Consider the following 15534-nt stretch of genomic DNA (forward strand, 5'->3'; position numbering starts at 1 on the left):
GACGAGAAACGGCAATCGGCGTGTCACCGGCCATCGGGAGTTCGTCTTGATGTCACCCGGACGTGTCAGGGTCGGCGGGTGATCAGAACACAGCGTGTGCTCGCCGCGGTCGCGGCGCTGCTGGCGACCGTCCTCGTCGGCACCGCCACGGCCACCGCGGCGCCCGAGCCGAAGCAGAAGTTCTTCGACATCCAGGCCCATCGCGGAGGCATCGGGCTCACCGTGGAGGGCACGCTCGCCGCGTTCTCGCGGGCCATGGAGCTCGGCGTCACCACGCTCGAGCTCGACGTGCAGATCACGCGCGACGGCCGGGAGGTCATCACCCACGACCGGCGGATCAACCCGGCCAAGTGTGCCGACACCGGCCCGGTCACGCCCGGCGACCCGCAGTACCCGTACGCGGGCAAGTACATCAAGGACCTCACGTTCGCCCAGGTGCGCACGCTCGACTGCGGATCGCAGCAGCAGCCCGACCATCCGGACCAGGAGCTCTCCCCCGGCGCGAAGATGCCCACGCTGGCCGAGCTGTTCGCCCTCGCCCGTGAGTACCGCGCGTTCGGAATCCGGTTCAACATCGAGACCAAGGTCGAGGCGGCGGCGCCGCACGAGACGGCTCCGCGGGAGCAGTTCGTGGAGCGCGTGGCCTCGGAGGTGGAGCGCTCCGGCTTCGCCCGCAACGTCACGATCCAGAGCTTCGACTGGGGCTCCCTCATGCTCATGCGCGAGCGCGCACCCAAGCTACCGGTGGTGGCGCTGACCCAGCCGGAGTTCCTCCAGGTGGGCGAGCCCGGCAAGTCGCCGTGGCTCGGCGGGCTCGACATCGACGACTTCGGTGGCAGCCCGGTGCGCGCGGTGACGTCGTTCGGGGCGAGCGCGCTCTCGCCGGTCCACGGCAACCCGCAGGGCGGCACCGTGAACGACCCGGACTACGTACCGTTCACCACCAAGGCGCTGGTCGACGAGGCGCACGAGGCGGGACTGAAGGTGGTCCCCTGGACGGTCAACGACAAGGCGACCATGCACAAGCTCATCGACGACGGCGTCGACGGGATCATCACCGACTACCCGGACCGCCTCCGCGAGGTGGTCGCCGACCGTGGCTTCAAGCTCCCAAGGGCGTACGACCGCCGCTAGCATCCTCTAGGTGTTTCTAGTCGTGAAGTTAGAGACGGGTAGAAACATGAATGCGGCGAGGAGTGGGTAGGCCTTGCGGCGACAGTGTTCCCGATCATCAAGGGAAGGTCGCGATGATTCTGCGCCGTGTGGCACGCCCACTTCTCGCCGCCATCTTCATCTCCGGCGGCATCAACGCCCTGCGTGATCCGGAGGGCCACGCCAAGATGGCGGAGCCGTTTCTCCACAAGGCCGTGACCTCCAAGGCCGACCAGCTGCCCGACCAGGTGCCGACGGACCCGCCGAACCTGGTGCGCATCGACGGCGCGGTCAAGGTGGTCGCGGGAACCCTGCTGGCACTCGGCAAGTTCCCGCGGGTGTCGTCGCTGGCACTGCTCGGCAGTCTCGTGCCGACGACCATCGCCGGGCACCCGTTCTGGGAGGAGAAGGACCCCCAGCAACGCCAGCAGCAGATGATCGAGTTCTTCAAGAACGCCGGACTCGCCGGTGGCCTGCTGCTCGCCGCGGCCGACACCGAGGGCAAGCCGTCGGTGGCCTGGCGCGCCAAGCAGGTCGCCCAGGAGGCGGGCAAGCAGGTGCAGGACACCGCCGGCACCGTCCAGCGCAAGACCGGCAAGGCCACCGGCGCCGTCCAGCGCAAGACCGGCAAGGCGGCCGGAAAGGCGACGAAGGCCATCGAGTCGGTGCTCCCCCGGTAACACCGCCACGGCGACAGGCGCGCGAGCCCGGGCAACGGTACGCGGCGGCCGTGGCGCGCTGGGTCGCCCGACAAGGTCGCCGGCCGGGCCGGACAGCGCTGGCTACCGGCTCGCCACCCGGCGATACTTCGCGGTCGCCAGTGGCGCGAAGATCGCCACGATCGCAAGACAGCTCAGGATCGCGTACAGGGCGGCGTTCTCGGCGGGCCAGCCGCCCGGTGCGGGCCAGCCGGTCGGGCTCGTGTTGCCGAACAGGTCTCTCGTCGCGTTCACCGCTGCCGTGAACGGGTTCCAGTCCGCGATCGTGCCCAGCACGCCGGGCAGGCTCTCCTGGGGGACGAACGCCGACGACACGAACGTCAGCGGGAACATCCAGATCAGCCCCGCGCTGTTGGCGACCTCGACGCTGCGGGCGACCAGTCCGATGTAGGCGCCCACCCACGACATCGCGAAGGCGAACAGCAGGATCATCAGGTAGCCGAGCACGGCGTCGAGCGGGTTGGAGCGGATGCGCCAGCCGATCAGCAACCCCGACGCCGTCATCACCACGAGCACCACGACGCTCAGCACCTGGTCGGCTGTGGTGCGCCCGACGAGCACCGCCAGCCGCGACATCGGCAGCGAGCGGAACCGGTCGATGATGCCCTTCTGCAGGTCGTTGGCGAATCCGATCACCGTGTAAGACGAGTTGAACGCCACCGTCTGCGCGAAGATGCCCGCGATCAGGAACTCGCGGTAGCTCGCGCCCCCGCCGCCGGGGCCGCCGATCGCATCGCCGAAGACGTAGGCGAACAGCAGCACGAACATGATCGGGAACGCCGTCGCACCGAGCAGCCACTCGGGGTTGCGCCGGACGTTCATCACGTTGCGCCAGGTGATGACCCCGCTGTCGGAGACGATCTTGGAGAACCGGGTCATGACGCCTCCTGTGTCCTGCGTGGAACCCGCACCCGGTCGGCGTTCCTGAGCGGGAGAGCGCGATTATCGCTCATGACGCCTCCTCCCCCTCCTCGCTCGCGCCGTGGCCGGTCAGCGACAGGAACACGTCGTCGAGTGTCGGCCGGTGCAGCCCGACATCGGCCACCACGACGTTCTCGGCATCGAGCCTGCGCAGCGCCTCGACAAGGGCTTTCGGTCCGGTGTCCACGAGCACGCCGACCCGGCGGGTGTGCTCCTCCACCGCAGGGTCGCCGACACCGACCTCGGAGAGCACCCGCACCGCGATCGGGATCTCGGTGGGCTCGTCGACGACGAGTTCCAGCCGCTCCCCGCCGATCTCGTTCTTGAGTTCGTCGGCCGTGCCACGGGCGATGACTCGGCCGCGATCGATGACGACGATGGAGTCGGCCAGCCGGTCGGCCTCCTCGAGGTACTGGGTGGTCAGCAGCACCGTGGCACCGGTGGCCACCAGCTCCTCGATGACTTGCCACATCTCGATCCGCCCGCGTGGGTCGAGCCCGGTGGTCGGCTCGTCGAGCACCACCACACTGGGCTGCCCGACGAGCGCGCCCGCCAGGTCGAGCCTGCGCCGCATGCCGCCGGAGTAGCCCTTGGCCACCCGGTCGGCGGCCTCGTCAAGGCGGAACCGGCTGAGCAGCTCCCGGGCCCGGGCGCGCGCGGTCGCCTTCTTCTGGCCGTAGAGCCTGCCGACCATGTACAGGTTCTCGAAGCCGGTGAGGTTCTCGTCCACGGCCGCGTACTGGCCGGACAGCCCGATCGCCTCGCGGACGGCGTCCGGTTCGGCCACCACGTCGTGCCCGGCCACCTCCGCCGACCCGGAGTCCGGTCTGAGCAGGGTGGTCAGGATGCGGACGGTCGTGGTCTTCCCCGCTCCGTTGGGGCCGAGCAGGCCGAGGACCTGGCCGGTAGGAATGTCCAGGTCCACGCCGTCGAGTGCGCGTGTCGAGCCATAGGTTTTGACGAGGTTCCGCGCTCGGACCGCGACCCCGTCGTCGCTTGCGGACATGCCGCCAGACTAGGAGCGGTCACCGACAAAGTCGCCCGATTTAGCGGTCGGCGAAGTCGACCGGGCTCGACCGCTTGGGCAATCGTGAGACGAGGCGACCGGGTGGCCGGAGCCCGATCGCATTGACAGCATCATTGACGCGATGCCTTCCGAGTCTTCCGTGCCTTCCGTGCCTGCCGTGCCTTTCGAGTCCGTGCGTTCCGGCAGTGCAGCGGCCCCGGCGGCCTCGACGGCGCTGAGCCGGTGGGAGAGGCGCACCGAGTGGCCGCTGATCGGCCTGTCGGTGCTGCTTTTCGTGCTGTACGCGTGGACAGTGCTCGATCCGGGCATGTCGCCGGAGCTTCAGCGCGTTGTCGACGTCGTCATGTGGCTGACGTGGGCCATCTTCGCCGCCGACTACGTCATCCGCCTCGTCCTGGCCACCGACCGAGGCAGCTTCCTGCTGCGCAACGTGTTCGACCTGGTGGTCATCCTGGTGCCCATCCTGCGCCAGCTGCGGGTGCTGCGACTGGTCATGGTCTTGGTGCTGTTGAACCGGCGCGTTCAGGCGCGAGTGCGCGGCCAGGTCGTCGTGTACGTCGCCGGTGCCACGGTGCTGCTCGGCATGTCCGCGGCGCTCGCCGCGCTCGACGCCGAACGCGGCGCTCCCGACGCCACGATCACGGGTTTCACTGACGCGCTGTGGTGGACGATGACCACGATCACCACGGTCGGTTACGGCGACTACTACCCCGTGACGGCCCTGGGCAAGCTCATCGCCGCCGGTCTGATGCTGGCGGGCATCGCCCTGCTCGGTGTGGTCACCGGGAGCATCGCGTCCTGGTTCGTGGAGAAGTTCGGCGGGATGGAGCAAACCGTCGAACGCGCCGGCGAAGCCAGTTCCCAGAGCGCGGCGGAGGCCGAACGACTGCGCGGCGAGATCGCCTCACTCACCTCCGAGATCGCGGCACTGCGGGAGCGGCTTTCCGACGGATCGGCATTGGATCCGGACTCCCGCGCGCCCTGACCGTATCGACCGGTCGCTCGCATGGTGAGCCGGCACGTCCCGGCGGGGTCGGGGAAGCTTCCCGGCGACCGGCATGCGAGTCGGCAGGCTTGCGCGACTTCGCCCGGCCCGACGGCGCGCCCCGCTCACCCCCGAAGTCCGGGAGTTCACCGCTCCAGGATGGCCGTCACGCCCTGTCCGCCCGCGGCGCAGATGGAGATCAGTCCGCGGCCCGATCCCTTCTCCGCCAGCAGCTTCGCGAGTGTGCCGACGATGCGGCCGCCGGTCGCCGCGAACGGGTGGCCGGCCGCGAGCGAGGAGCCGTTGACGTTGAGCTTCGCGCGGTCGATGGGGCCGAGCGGCTCGTCGAGCCCGAGCTTCTCCTTGGCGAACGTCGGGTCCTCCCAGGCCTTCAGCGTCGCGAGGACCTGCGAGGCGAACGCCTCGTGGATCTCGTAGAAGTCGAAGTCCTGCAGGGAGAGCCCGGCGCGGGAGAGCATCCTCGGCACCGCGTAGGCGGGCGCCATCAGCAGCCCCTCCTCGCCGTGCACGTAGTCGACCGCGGCGGTCTCGCAGAACGTCAGGTAGGCCAGCACCGGCAGCTTGCGCGCCTTGGCCCACTCCTCGGTGGCCAGCAGCACGGCCGACGCTCCGTCCGACAGCGGCGTCGAGTTGCCCGCCGTCATGGTGCCCTCCGGCCCGCCGAACACCGGCTTGAGCTTGGCGAGCTTCTCGGGCGTGGAGTCGGGGCGCAGGTTCTGGTCGCGGGTCAGGCCGAGGAAGGGGGTGAGCAGGTCGTCGAAGAAGCCGCGCTCGTAGGCCGCCGCGAGCCGCTGGTGGCTGGTGGCGGCGAGCTCGTCCTGCTCGGCGCGCGAGATGTCCCACGAGTTCGCGGTGAGCGAGGCGTGCTCGCCCATCGACAGGCCCGTGCGCGGTTCGGCGTTCTGCGGGATCTCCGGGACGATGTGGCCGGGGCGCAGCTTGGTGAGCAGCTTCAGCCGCTGGCCGACTGTCTTGGCCGCGTTGAGCCTGACGAGCAGCCTGCGCAGGTCGTCGTTGACGGCGAGCGGTGCGTCGCTGGTGGTGTCCACCCCGCCGGCGATGGCGGAGTCGATCTGCCCGAGTGCGATCTTGTTGGCGACGTTGATGACGGCCTGCAGGCCGGTGCCGCACGCCATCTGCACGTCGGAGGCGGGGGTGGTGGGCGCGAGCCTGCTGCCGAGCACGCACTCGCGGGCGAGGTTGAAGTCGCGGGCGTGTTTGAGTACGGCCCCCGCCGCGAGCTCGCCGATCTGCTCGCCCTGCAGCGAGAACCGGCTCACCAGCCCGTCGATGGCGGCCGTGAGCATGTCCTGGTTGGACGCGTCGGCGTAGGGACCGTTCGAGCGGGCGAACGGGATGCGGTTGGCGCCGACGATCGCGACCTTCCGCACCACCGGGCCCCTCGGCCTGCTCGACCGGGACCGGCTGCCGCTCGACTTCTGCGCTGAGGTCATGACTCCTCCTGCTCCGCGTTCTCGCACCCGCTGACAGTGTAACTTACTGGTGAGTAGGTTAGGCTGGGAGTGACAATCGGCACGGGAGGCATTGCGATGGCGGACAAGTATCAGCAGTTCACCAAGAGCGCGGTGGGCAAGTTCCTGGTGCCCAGGCTCGGCCTGCCCAATCCGCCGACGCTGCGGCGCTACCGGCCGGGCCAGCCGCCCCTCGATGGTCCCGCACTTCTGGGCGCCGCGCCGGGCGGCAGGCTCGAGAAGAAGCTGACCACGCAGCTCGGCGCGGCGGGCATCGAGGTGCTGTCCACGCCGGCCGGTGACGACACCCGGTACGGCGCGCTCGTCTTCGACGCCACCGGCATCACCGACCCCGCCCAGCTGCGCGAGCTGTACCGCTTCCACCACCCGGTGATCCGCAAGGTCGGCGCTTGCGGCCGCGTCGTCGTCCTCGGTACCCCGCCGGAGGTCACCGAGGGCCGCGAACGCATCGCCCAGCGCGCACTCGAAGGTTTCACCCGCTCGGTCGGCAAGGAGCTCAAGCGCGGCGCCACGGCCCAGCTCGTCTACGTCGCCAAGGGCGCCGAGGACGCGACCGAGTCCACCCTGCGCTTCCTGCTCTCCGCCAAGTCGGCGTTCGTCGACGGCCAGGTGATCCGCATCGGCGCCGGCGGTGTCACGACCGCGACCGCGCCGGAGAACTGGGAGAAGCCGCTCGCGGGCAAGGTCGCGCTGGTCACCGGCGCCTCGCGGGGAATCGGCGCCGCCATCGCCGAGACGCTCGCGCGCGACGGCGCCCACGTCGTCGCCCTCGACATCCCCGCCCAGGGCGCGGACCTCTCGCAGGTCGCCAACCGCGTGGGCGGCTCGGCGCTGCAGCTCGACATCACCGCGGCCGACGCGCCGGACAAGCTCGCCGGCTACCTCACCGAGCGGCACGGCGGTGTCGACATCGTCGTGCACAACGCGGGCATCACCCGCGACAAGACGCTCGGCAACCTCACCGAGGGCGCATGGGACGCCGTGCTCACCGTCAACCTGGTCGCGCAGCTCGCCGTGAACGACAAGCTGCTCGGCGACAAGGTGCTGCGCCAGGGCGGCCGGATCATCGGTGTCTCGTCGATGGCCGGGATCGCGGGTAACGTCGGCCAGACCAACTACGCCGCGAGCAAGGCCGGTGTCATCGGCATGGTCGACGACTCGGCGCCGCGGCTGGCCGAGTACGGCGGCACCATCAACGCCGTCGCGCCCGGGTTCATCGAGACGCAGATGACCGCCGCCGTCCCGCTGATGATCCGCGAGTTCGGCCGCCGGCTCTCCAGCCTCGCGCAGGGCGGGCTGCCGGTGGACGTCGCCGAGACCATCGCCTGGTACGCCAACCCCGCGTCGGCCGCGGTCAACGGCAACGTGGTCCGGGTGTGCGGCCAGGCGTTCCTGGGGGCCTGACATGCCGGTCAAGGAGCTGGACACCGCCCCTAACGTCGCCGCGCTCTACCCGAAGGTCGTGCTGGGAGGGCTCCGCAAGCGTGGCGGCGACGCATTGCCCGACCTGGAACTGGTGCGCTCCGGTGTGGTCGCCGACCCGGGCCATCTCGCCGCCTACAACCGGGTCTGCGGATTCCGGTTCGGCGACGAACTGCCCGCCACGTTCCCGCACATCCTGGCGTTCCCGCTGCAGATGGCGTTGATGTCCGAGCCGGACTTCCCGTTCCCGCTGCTCGGCATGGTGCACGTCGCCAACCGCATCACCCAGCACCGCCCGGTGCGGCTCGGCGAGGCGATGACGCTGCGCGTGCGCACCCAGAACCTGCGCCCACACGAGAAGGGCACGCAGTTCGACGTGGTCAGCGAGGCGCTGGTCGATGACGAGCTCGTGTGGACCGATGTGAGCACCTACCTGCGCCGGGGCGGTGGTACCGGGTCCGGCTCGCGCGGTGAGCAGCTCGCGCCGCCCTCGCCCGGGGCGATCTGGCGGGTGCCGGGCGACATCGGCCGCCGGTACGCGGAGGTCTCCGGCGACCGCAACCCCATCCACCTGCACCCGTTGACGGCCAAGCTGTTCGGCTTCAAGGCCGCCATCGCCCACGGCATGTGGAGCAAGGCACGCGTGCTGGCGGCGTTCGAGGGACGGCTGCCCGAGGCCTACGCCGTGGACGTGCGGTTCAAGCTGCCGGTGCTGCTGCCCGCGAAGGTGGCGTTCACCTCGTGGCGCACGGACGGTGAAACCGGTGCCGGGTGGGCGTTCGAGCTGTGGAACGCCCGCACGCCGAAGCCGCACCTCTCGGGCGTCATCACGACTCCCTAGGACGCCAGACGTCGCCTTCCACGAGGTCGTTGAACCCAAGCCAGATGAGGTTCATCAGCCACGAGGCGAGCACGCCGTCGGGCACGTCGGAGTTGTCCAGCCACCAGTCGGCCAGCGATTCGGCGGCACCGACGAGCGCGGCGGCGAGCCCCTTGCCGGAGAACTCGGCCTGCTCGCCGAGCCCCTTGCGGGAGCCCTGCGAGACGACAAGCTGTGCGACGAGATCGATCGCCCGGCCGCGGAGCGCGTTGACCTCGCCCGCGAACGGGCCGCCGACCGTCAGGGCGTGCCGGTGGAGCACCGTCCACGACTCGCGGTGTTCGGCGACGAAGCGGTAGAACGCGCGCAGGCCGTGCCAGAGCTGCATGTCCGGCGGCACGTCGACCTTGATGCCCGCCTGGACGGCCTCGAGCAGCCTGCCGGACTCGCGGCGGATGCAGTGGGTGAACAGGTCTTCCTTCGCGCCGAGGTAGCTGTAGATCATCGGCTTGGACACGCCGGCGGTCTCGGAGATCTCGTCCATCGATGCGGAGTGGTAGCCGTGCTGCGCGAACACCGCCACCGCGGCGTCCAGGATCTGCTTCTCGCGGACAGCCCTCGGCAGCCGCTTGGCTCTTTCCCCCGAACGCTGTGCATCCTCCGCCACGCCGTAACCTCCCGCCGCCGAAAACGCTACCGTTTCAGGCGCTTCCGTTCGGATTGCCGCTCTATCTACCGCTGAGTAACCTTACGCTGTGCCTTCAGGGAGTGTCCTGGACGAATTCGCGCGCAGCATCGACGTGGGCGCGTTGAGTACCGAGCAGTTCCTGCGGCTATTGGAAACGCTGCACATGCTGGACGTCACCGGGGCCGGCGTCGAGCTGAGCTCGCTGTCCACCGAGGTGCTCGTGGACATCGTGGCCAGCGCCTCGAAGGACCAGCTCAAGGCGCTGGCGGGGCACCCGGAGCTGCGGCCGCTGTTCCTCGAAGAGGTCTTCCGCCGCATGTGCGACCGGTTCCTGCCGGAGAAGGCGAAGGGCGCCGACATCGTGGTGAGCTGGCGGTTTCCCAACGGCGAGGACTACGACCGGTTCCAGACCGTCATCGAGGACGGCACCTGCGTCTCCACGGCCGACTGCCTGCTCACGCCGGACACCACGCTGACCATCGCGGTCGAGGACTTCCTGCGGATGGCCACCGGGAACGCGGGAGTGGCGTCGCTGTTCGTCACCGGCAAGCTCAAGGTGAAGGGCGACTACGCACCGGCGGTGCGGTTCATGAGCTACTTCGACGTGCCCAAGCCGTAGCCGGGCAGCGAGGGCGGTCAGCCCTCGATGACGCGCGGTGGCGAGTCCTGCCGCGGCCCGTCCTCGGACACGACCTCGCTGTCGACGATCACCACACCACGGTGGCGCGGGTAGCCGAGCGGAGCGCGCCGCTCGGCCCGGCGCAGCCACGCCCTGCGGACGACGGCGCGGGTCGGCGGCAGCAGGAAGAGCAGCCCCAGGACGTCGCTGACGAAGCCGGGCAGCAGGATCAGCAACCCACCGACCCCGACGAGCATGCCGTCGGTGATCTCCGCGTGCGGTGACTTGCCGGAACGTGCCGTGGTCAGGAACGCGCGCGCCGCCTTGCCCCCTTCGCGCCGGGCGAGCCAGGAGCCGAGGAACGCACCGGCGAGCAGCACACCCAGGGTCGGCAGGACACCGATCAGCGACGCGACCGCCCAGACGGCGGCCACCTCGGCGATCACGTACAGCAGGAACACGACGGCCATACCGGAACAACGCGTCGGCCCTCCGGTTTGATCCCGCGCCACGCGCCGCGCCGCTAACCTCACGCCTCGTGGATCGCTTCACCGTCCGGCGCCTGCGGTCGAGCATCGGCATGTCGGTGTTCGGCTGGCTGGTGCTCGGCGTCGCCGTCGCGGGAGGTACCGCGGCGGGCCTGCTCGCGCTGCTGGGCTGGCCCCGGATCCCGGCAGCAGGCGAGTTCGGTGTCGCACAAACGCTGGAGCTGCTCAAGATCGCCCTGGCCGTCGTGGCCGGGTTCGGCGGGGTGGTGCTGCTGGCGGTGAATCTGCGCAGGCAGCGGGTGGCGGAGGCCGAACACGACCTCGCCGTGGAGCGCGGCGAGCGGGAGCAGGTGCAGTCGTTCAACGAACGGTTCGGCACCGCGGCCGAACAGCTCGCCCACGAGAGCCCGGCCGTGCGCATCGCCGGCGTGTACGCGATGGCCGGGCTCGCGGACGACTGGCTGGCCAAGCGCCAGGTCTGCGTCGATGTGCTGTGCGGCTATCTGCGGCTCGGCTCGGCCGAACCGGATCCCGGCGAGGTGGAGGTCCGCGACACCGTGCTGCGCATCGTCCGGGAACGCATGCGCACGGGTGGCCACTGGCGGCAGGTGGCGCTGGACTTCACGGGCGTGAGGTTTGTCGACGCCGACTTCAGCGGGATGGTCTTCGGCGGTGACGTCACCTTCGACGGCGCGGTCTTCGAAGGCGAACGAACCTCCTTCGACCACGCCCGGTTCCACGGAACGCTCAGCTGCCACGGCACGAGCTTCGACTCCCGGCTGACGACGTTCACCTCGGCCCGGTTCCTCGGCACCGGGGTCGAGTTCGTCGGTACGCGGTTCGGCGGCGAGGTGGTGGACTTCCGGGACGCCGAGCTGCGCGGACGTTCGGTCGACTTCTACCGCGTGGCATTCGGCAAGCAGAAGCTCGACTTCTCCGCCGTGACCGTGCGGTCGGGCGTGCTGCGGTTCGAGTCGTGCGAGTTCAGCGACGTGGAGCTGAGCTTCGAGCTGCTGAACGACCTGCTCGCCTTCCACGACGGCGCGTCGCCCCATGGCCGGGTGTCGATCGAGGACTCGCGATTCACCGATGGCTCCTTCGATCTCCGGCACGTCGTCAGCCCCGAGCCCGGCCCGCTGTGGCTGCTGCACACGCGGTTCGAGAACGTCGAGTTCCGGCTGCCGGGCGAGCCGCCCGCGGGGCGGATCCACGTCCGCGGGCTGGAGCTCGTCGGTTGTGACCTGCCCGGGGCGTACACGCGGGAGCTGTCGTCGCGGTCCACCGGAGCACCGGCGGACCGCGACGATCAGGCACCGGCCTAGTACGTGATGGCCATGGCCGGGTCGGCGAGCAGCGCACCGACATCGGCGAGGAACTGCGAGCCCTGCTGGCCGTCGATGACCCGGTGGTCGAAGCTCAGCGACAGCTGCAGCACCTTCCGCACGGCCAGCTCACCGTCCACCACCCACGGCATGTCCTTGATAGCGCCGAGCGCGAGGATCGCGGACTCTCCGGGGTTGATGATCGGCGTGCCGGTGTCCACGCCGAACACGCCGACGTTGGTGATGGTGAAGGTCCCGTTCAGCATGTCCGCGGGCGGCGTCTTGCCCTCCCGCGCCGTGGCGGTGAGCTGCTCCAGCGCGGTGGCCAGCTCCACGAGCGACATCGAGTCGGCGTCGCGGATCTTCGGCACCACGAGCCCACGCGGCGTCGCCGCGGCGATCCCGAGGTGCACGTAGTCCTTGAAGACGATCTCGCCCGCCTCGCCGTCCCACACCGAGTTGACCTCGGGTGTCCGCTTGGCCGCCAGGCACACGGCCTTCGCGGTGAACGCCAGCGGCGTCAGTTTCACCCCGGCGAACGTGGGATGGCTCTTGAGCCGCTCCCGCAGCTCCATCATCGGTGTGACGTCGACCGTGAGGAACTCGGTGACGTGCGGTGCGGTGAACGCACTCTGCACCATCGCCTCGGCCGTCGCCTTGCGCACGCCCTTGATCGGCACGCGACGTTCCCGCGTCCCCGGCTCGGCGTGCGCGGGCACGGCAGGTGTCTCCCGCGCGGCCGCGCGTTCGACGTCCTCGCGGGTGATGACGCCGCCGTCCCCGGAGCCGGCGAGCGCGTGCAGGTCGACGCCGAGCTCCTTCGCCAGCTTGCGCACCGGCGGCTTCGCCAGCGGCACGTAACCGCCGCGCTGGGCGGGCACCATCGGGGCCGGCTCGGCCACGACTGCATTCGTGCCCGCGTCGGTGCCCGTGTTCGTGCTTCCCGCCACGGCCGGTGTGCCGCGTGCGGCCTTGCGGGGACGGCGTTTGGCCACGACGGTCTTGGAGCCGTAGCCCACCAGCGGCTTCATCTCGTCCGTGCTCGCCTCGGCGGCGTGCGCGGTGCCGTTCATCGCGGGTGTGGCGCCGGCCGTGGTGCCTCCGGTGGACGCCGTGCCATGCGGGTCCACGTCGACGGTGAGGATCGGCGTGCCGACCTCCACCGTCTGTCCCGGCTCCACGAGAAGCTCGGTGACCACGCCCGCCCACGGGATCGGCAGCTCGACGGCCGCCTTCGCCGTCTCGATCTCCACGACGATCTGGTTGACCTGTACCTCGTCGCCGGGCTTGACGCGCCAGTTGAGGATCTCGGCCTCGGTCAGCCCCTCAGCGGTGTCGGCGAGGGGGAACTGCTTGTACTCAGGCATGCTTCGAAAAACCCCCTCACCAGTCCAGCGCGCGGTCGACGGCGTCCAGCACCCGGTCGAGATCCGGGAGGAAGTGCTCCTCGAGCTTCGCGGGCGGGTAGGGCGTGTCGAATCCGGTCACGCGCAGGACCGGCGCCTCCAGCGAGTAGAAGCACTCCTGCTGCACGCGGGCCGCGACCTCCGAGGTCAGCGACGACTCCGCCTGGGCCTCGCTGACCGCGATGAGCCTGCCGGTCCGCCGCACCGACTCGAACACCGGCGCCAGATCCAGCGGCGAGAGCGTCCGCAGGTCGATCACCTCCAGCGACCGGCCCTCCTCCTCGGCGGCCGTGGCCGCGTCGAGGCACACCTTCACCGACGGGCCGTACGCCACGAGGGTCGCCGCGTCACCGCGCCGCAGCACGCGCGAGCTGAACAGCGGGTCCGGGGTGGCCGAGGTGTCGACCGGTGCCTTCAGCGCGCCCGAGTGGTAGAGCCGCTTCGGCTCGAAGAACAGCACCGGGTCGTCGCACCGGATGGCCTGCTGGATCATCCAGTACGCGTCGACCGGGTTGGAGCAGGAGACGACCTTCAGCCCCGGGATGTGCGCGAACAGCGACTCCGGAGACTCCGAGTGGTGTTCCACCGCGCCGATGCCACCGCCGTAGGGCACCCGGATCACGACCGGCACCGTCACGCGGCCCTGCGAGCGGTAGTGCAGCTTCGCGAGCTGGCTGGAGATCTGGTCGAACGCCGGGAAGATGAACCCCTCGAACTGGATCTCGCACACGGGCCGGAACCCGCGCACGGCCAGGCCCACCGCGGTGCCCACGATGCCGGATTCGGCCAGCGGTGTGTCCAGCACGCGGTGCTCGCCGAAGTCCTTCTGCAGACCGTCGGTGATCCGGAAGACGCCGCCGAGCTTGCCGACGTCCTCGCCCATCACGATGACCTTCGGGTCGGCCTCCATCGCCGCGCGCAGGCCCTGGTTGAGCGCCTTGCCGATGGTCAGCTGCTGCACGGCCTGCGTCGCGTCGGCCACGGGCGTGGTCACGGGAGCCGCCATCACCGCTCACCTCCCGCGAAGCCGGCGAGGTAGGAGAGGTACTCCTCGCGTTGGGCGTCCAGCACCGGCGACGGCTCGGCGTAGACGTTGGCGAAGATCCGTTCCGGCGGCGGGTCGGGCATGTTGAAGCAGAAGTCGCGCAGCTCGGCGGCGAAAGCGTCGGCCTCGGCCTGCACCTCGTCGAAGAACGCCTGGTCGGCACCGCCCGTGCGCGCGAGGTGGGCGCGGACCCGCTCGATCGGGTCCTTGAGCTTCCATGCCTCCAGCTCGTCGGAGAGCCGGTAGCGCGTGGGGTCGTCGGTGGTGGTGTGAGCGTCCATGCGGTATGTGAACGCCTCGATCAGCACCGGTCCGTTGCCGTGCCTGCACTCGTCGAGCGCCCAGCGGCTCACGGCCAGGCAAGCGAGCACGTCGTTGCCGTCGACGCGGACACCCGGGAAGCCGTACCCGCGGGCTCGCTGGTACAGCGGCAGCCGCGACTGCCGTTCGGTCGGCTCGGAGATGGCCCACTGGTTGTTCTGGCAGAAGAACACGATCGGCGCGTCGTAGACGGCCGCCCATACGAAGCCCTCGTGGACGTCGCCCTGGCTGGTGGCGCCGTCGCCGAAGTAGACGATGGTGGCCTCGTTGTCCTCGGCGGAGGCGTTGCCGACCTTGCCGTCGAACTTCTGGCCCATGGCGTAGCCGGTGGCGTTGAGCACCTGGTTGCCGATGACGATCGTGTACGGGTGGAAGCCGTGCTCGGCGGGGTCCCAGCCGCAGTGGTCGCTGCACCGGAAGATGCCGAGCAGCTCACGGAAGTCGACGCCGCGTGCGTAGGCGACGCCGTGTTCGCGGTAGCTGGGAAACGCCATGTCCTGCGGCTTCAGGGCGCGCCCCGAGCCGATCTGCGCCGCTTCCTGGCCGAGCAGCGGGACCCAGATGCCGAGCTGGCCCTGCCGCTGCATCGCGTTGGACTCCCGGTCGGCCCGCCGGACGAGCACCATGTCCCGGTAGAGCCCGCGGAGTGCCTCGGCGTCGACGTCGGCGACGTACGGGTCGAACTGGGCCGATGGGAGCCGTTCACCTTCGGGCGTCAGGAGCTGAGTGAGCTCAGCACCGCCTTCTGTCGTCGCTCGCAAACCCGCGATCACCTGCTCTGGGGACGGTTGTGCCGCTGTCGCGGCCGGTCCGGCGCCAGGCTCCGGGCGCGTCCACTGTTCTGGGGACGGCATGCGCTATCTCCTTGGGGTCGTGCCGCGCAGCCGCTTGTGGCAGCCGCGGCGGCTCGCCGGCGGCCACCGTGACGCATCGGATCCGTGCGCTCGTTGCCCGTCGGCGGTGACGGTTCACGTTCGTCATCCTGGCACGAATGGGTGTGTTTTGCGGAGGGGAGAAGACCGATTTGTTGCCGCCAGGTGGTCGCTGAGCTGCGGAAACGTTAGGAAGCCCGACCGTGGGGCCGC

The 15534-nt window shown here is 70.1% G+C and carries 15 protein-coding genes; 7 read left to right on the forward strand and 8 right to left on the reverse strand.

The window, feature by feature from the left end:
* Nucleotides 1-120: 120 nt before the first annotated feature.
* Both ACFSZT_RS04250 and ACFSZT_RS04255 read left to right on the forward strand, forming a co-directional pair.
* A complete protein-coding gene (locus ACFSZT_RS04250) occupies nt 121-1134 on the forward strand; it encodes a glycerophosphodiester phosphodiesterase (RefSeq protein WP_377396329.1) in 1014 nt (337 codons plus the stop codon).
* 128 nt (nt 1135-1262) lie between these two features.
* Nucleotides 1263-1832 carry a DoxX family protein gene (locus ACFSZT_RS04255; RefSeq protein ID WP_377395781.1) on the forward strand — a complete coding sequence of 190 codons (570 nt, stop codon included), beginning with the start codon at nt 1263-1265 and terminating at the stop codon, nt 1830-1832.
* 102 nt (nt 1833-1934) lie between these two features.
* Here the strand turns inward: ACFSZT_RS04255 and ACFSZT_RS04260 are convergent, their stop codons facing one another.
* Together ACFSZT_RS04260 and ACFSZT_RS04265 are read right to left on the reverse strand one after the other, a co-directional pair.
* Entirely contained in the window at nt 1935-2750 is an 816-nt protein-coding gene (locus tag ACFSZT_RS04260) for an ABC transporter permease (protein ID WP_377395784.1), read from the reverse strand.
* 70 nt (nt 2751-2820) lie between these two features.
* A complete protein-coding gene (locus ACFSZT_RS04265; protein ID WP_377395787.1) occupies nt 2821-3798 on the reverse strand; it encodes an ATP-binding cassette domain-containing protein in 978 nt (325 codons plus the stop codon).
* A 178-nt stretch (nt 3799-3976) separates the two neighbouring features.
* Between ACFSZT_RS04265 and ACFSZT_RS04270 the strand changes: the two genes are divergently transcribed.
* Nucleotides 3977-4804, forward strand: a complete 828-nt coding sequence (locus ACFSZT_RS04270) for a potassium channel family protein (RefSeq protein WP_377395790.1) — start codon at nt 3977-3979, stop codon at nt 4802-4804.
* Nucleotides 4805-4950: 146 nt separating this feature from the next.
* Here ACFSZT_RS04270 and ACFSZT_RS04275 read toward each other — a convergent pair whose 3' ends face one another.
* Nucleotides 4951-6279: an acetyl-CoA C-acetyltransferase gene (locus tag ACFSZT_RS04275; protein ID WP_377395793.1), complete on the reverse strand. Its 1329-nt coding sequence runs from the start codon at nt 6277-6279 to the stop codon at nt 4951-4953.
* A 96-nt stretch (nt 6280-6375) separates the two neighbouring features.
* On the opposite strand from ACFSZT_RS04275, the gene ACFSZT_RS04280 reads away from it, so the two are divergent.
* Both ACFSZT_RS04280 and ACFSZT_RS04285 read left to right on the forward strand, forming a co-directional pair.
* Nucleotides 6376-7722, forward strand: coding sequence for a 3-oxoacyl-ACP reductase (locus ACFSZT_RS04280; protein WP_377395796.1), 1347 nt, complete (start codon nt 6376-6378; stop codon nt 7720-7722).
* A 1-nt stretch (nt 7723) separates the two neighbouring features.
* On the forward strand, nt 7724-8581 hold the full coding sequence (locus ACFSZT_RS04285) for a MaoC/PaaZ C-terminal domain-containing protein (protein ID WP_377395799.1): 858 nt from the start codon (nt 7724-7726) through the stop codon (nt 8579-8581).
* On the opposite strand, the gene ACFSZT_RS04290 is transcribed toward ACFSZT_RS04285, so the two are convergent.
* The gene (locus tag ACFSZT_RS04290; RefSeq protein WP_377395802.1) at nt 8568-9227 is read right to left on the reverse strand and encodes a TetR/AcrR family transcriptional regulator; all 660 of its coding nucleotides are present in this window, start codon (nt 9225-9227) and stop codon (nt 8568-8570) included. The two genes, ACFSZT_RS04285 and ACFSZT_RS04290, sit on opposite strands and share 14 nt — an antisense overlap.
* Before the next feature lie 88 nt (nt 9228-9315).
* Between ACFSZT_RS04290 and ACFSZT_RS04295 the strand changes: the two genes are divergently transcribed.
* Entirely contained in the window at nt 9316-9867 is a 552-nt protein-coding gene (locus tag ACFSZT_RS04295; protein WP_377395804.1) for an SCP2 sterol-binding domain-containing protein, read from the forward strand.
* A gap of 17 nt (nt 9868-9884) precedes the next feature.
* On the opposite strand, the gene ACFSZT_RS04300 is transcribed toward ACFSZT_RS04295, so the two are convergent.
* Nucleotides 9885-10337 carry an FxsA family protein gene (locus ACFSZT_RS04300; protein ID WP_377395806.1) on the reverse strand — a complete coding sequence of 151 codons (453 nt, stop codon included), beginning with the start codon at nt 10335-10337 and terminating at the stop codon, nt 9885-9887.
* Between the two features lie 68 nt (nt 10338-10405).
* Between ACFSZT_RS04300 and ACFSZT_RS04305 the strand changes: the two genes are divergently transcribed.
* Complete coding sequence (locus ACFSZT_RS04305) at nt 10406-11677, forward strand: pentapeptide repeat-containing protein (protein ID WP_377395809.1); 1272 nt, start codon at nt 10406-10408, stop codon at nt 11675-11677.
* On the opposite strand, the gene ACFSZT_RS04310 is transcribed toward ACFSZT_RS04305, so the two are convergent.
* The 3 genes from ACFSZT_RS04310 to pdhA are packed head-to-tail and all read right to left on the reverse strand — an operon-like array spanning nt 11674 to nt 15303.
* The gene (locus tag ACFSZT_RS04310; protein WP_377395812.1) at nt 11674-13044 is read right to left on the reverse strand and encodes a dihydrolipoamide acetyltransferase family protein; all 1371 of its coding nucleotides are present in this window, start codon (nt 13042-13044) and stop codon (nt 11674-11676) included. The two genes, ACFSZT_RS04305 and ACFSZT_RS04310, sit on opposite strands and share 4 nt — an antisense overlap.
* A gap of 16 nt (nt 13045-13060) precedes the next feature.
* Entirely contained in the window at nt 13061-14089 is a 1029-nt protein-coding gene (locus ACFSZT_RS04315; RefSeq protein ID WP_377395815.1) for an alpha-ketoacid dehydrogenase subunit beta, read from the reverse strand.
* A complete protein-coding gene (pdhA, locus tag ACFSZT_RS04320) occupies nt 14089-15303 on the reverse strand; it encodes a pyruvate dehydrogenase (acetyl-transferring) E1 component subunit alpha (RefSeq protein ID WP_377395818.1) in 1215 nt (404 codons plus the stop codon). The genes ACFSZT_RS04315 and pdhA overlap by 1 nt, the downstream gene beginning before the upstream one ends.
* Nucleotides 15304-15534: the final 231 nt, after the last annotated feature.

Source organism: Prauserella oleivorans, from assembly GCF_042685745.1.
Taxonomy (GTDB): domain Bacteria; phylum Actinomycetota; class Actinomycetes; order Mycobacteriales; family Pseudonocardiaceae; genus Prauserella_A; species Prauserella_A oleivorans.

Excerpts from the sequence above, each read along its gene's own strand:
- ACFSZT_RS04260 (WP_377395784.1), bottom strand. The coding sequence starts at position 2,750 with ATGACCCGGTTCTCCAAGATCGTCTCCGACAGCGGGGTCATCACCTGG.
- ACFSZT_RS04285 (WP_377395799.1), top strand. The coding sequence starts at position 7,724 with ATGCCGGTCAAGGAGCTGGACACCGCCCCTAACGTCGCCGCGCTCTAC.
- ACFSZT_RS04280 (WP_377395796.1), top strand. The coding sequence starts at position 6,376 with ATGGCGGACAAGTATCAGCAGTTCACCAAGAGCGCGGTGGGCAAGTTC.
- ACFSZT_RS04310 (WP_377395812.1), bottom strand. The coding sequence starts at position 13,044 with ATGCCTGAGTACAAGCAGTTCCCCCTCGCCGACACCGCTGAGGGGCTG.
- ACFSZT_RS04275 (WP_377395793.1), bottom strand. The coding sequence starts at position 6,279 with ATGACCTCAGCGCAGAAGTCGAGCGGCAGCCGGTCCCGGTCGAGCAGG.
- ACFSZT_RS04265 (WP_377395787.1), bottom strand. The coding sequence starts at position 3,798 with ATGTCCGCAAGCGACGACGGGGTCGCGGTCCGAGCGCGGAACCTCGTC.
- ACFSZT_RS04300 (WP_377395806.1), bottom strand. The coding sequence starts at position 10,337 with ATGGCCGTCGTGTTCCTGCTGTACGTGATCGCCGAGGTGGCCGCCGTC.
- ACFSZT_RS04315 (WP_377395815.1), bottom strand. The coding sequence starts at position 14,089 with ATGGCGGCTCCCGTGACCACGCCCGTGGCCGACGCGACGCAGGCCGTG.
- pdhA (WP_377395818.1), bottom strand. The coding sequence starts at position 15,303 with ATGCCGTCCCCAGAACAGTGGACGCGCCCGGAGCCTGGCGCCGGACCG.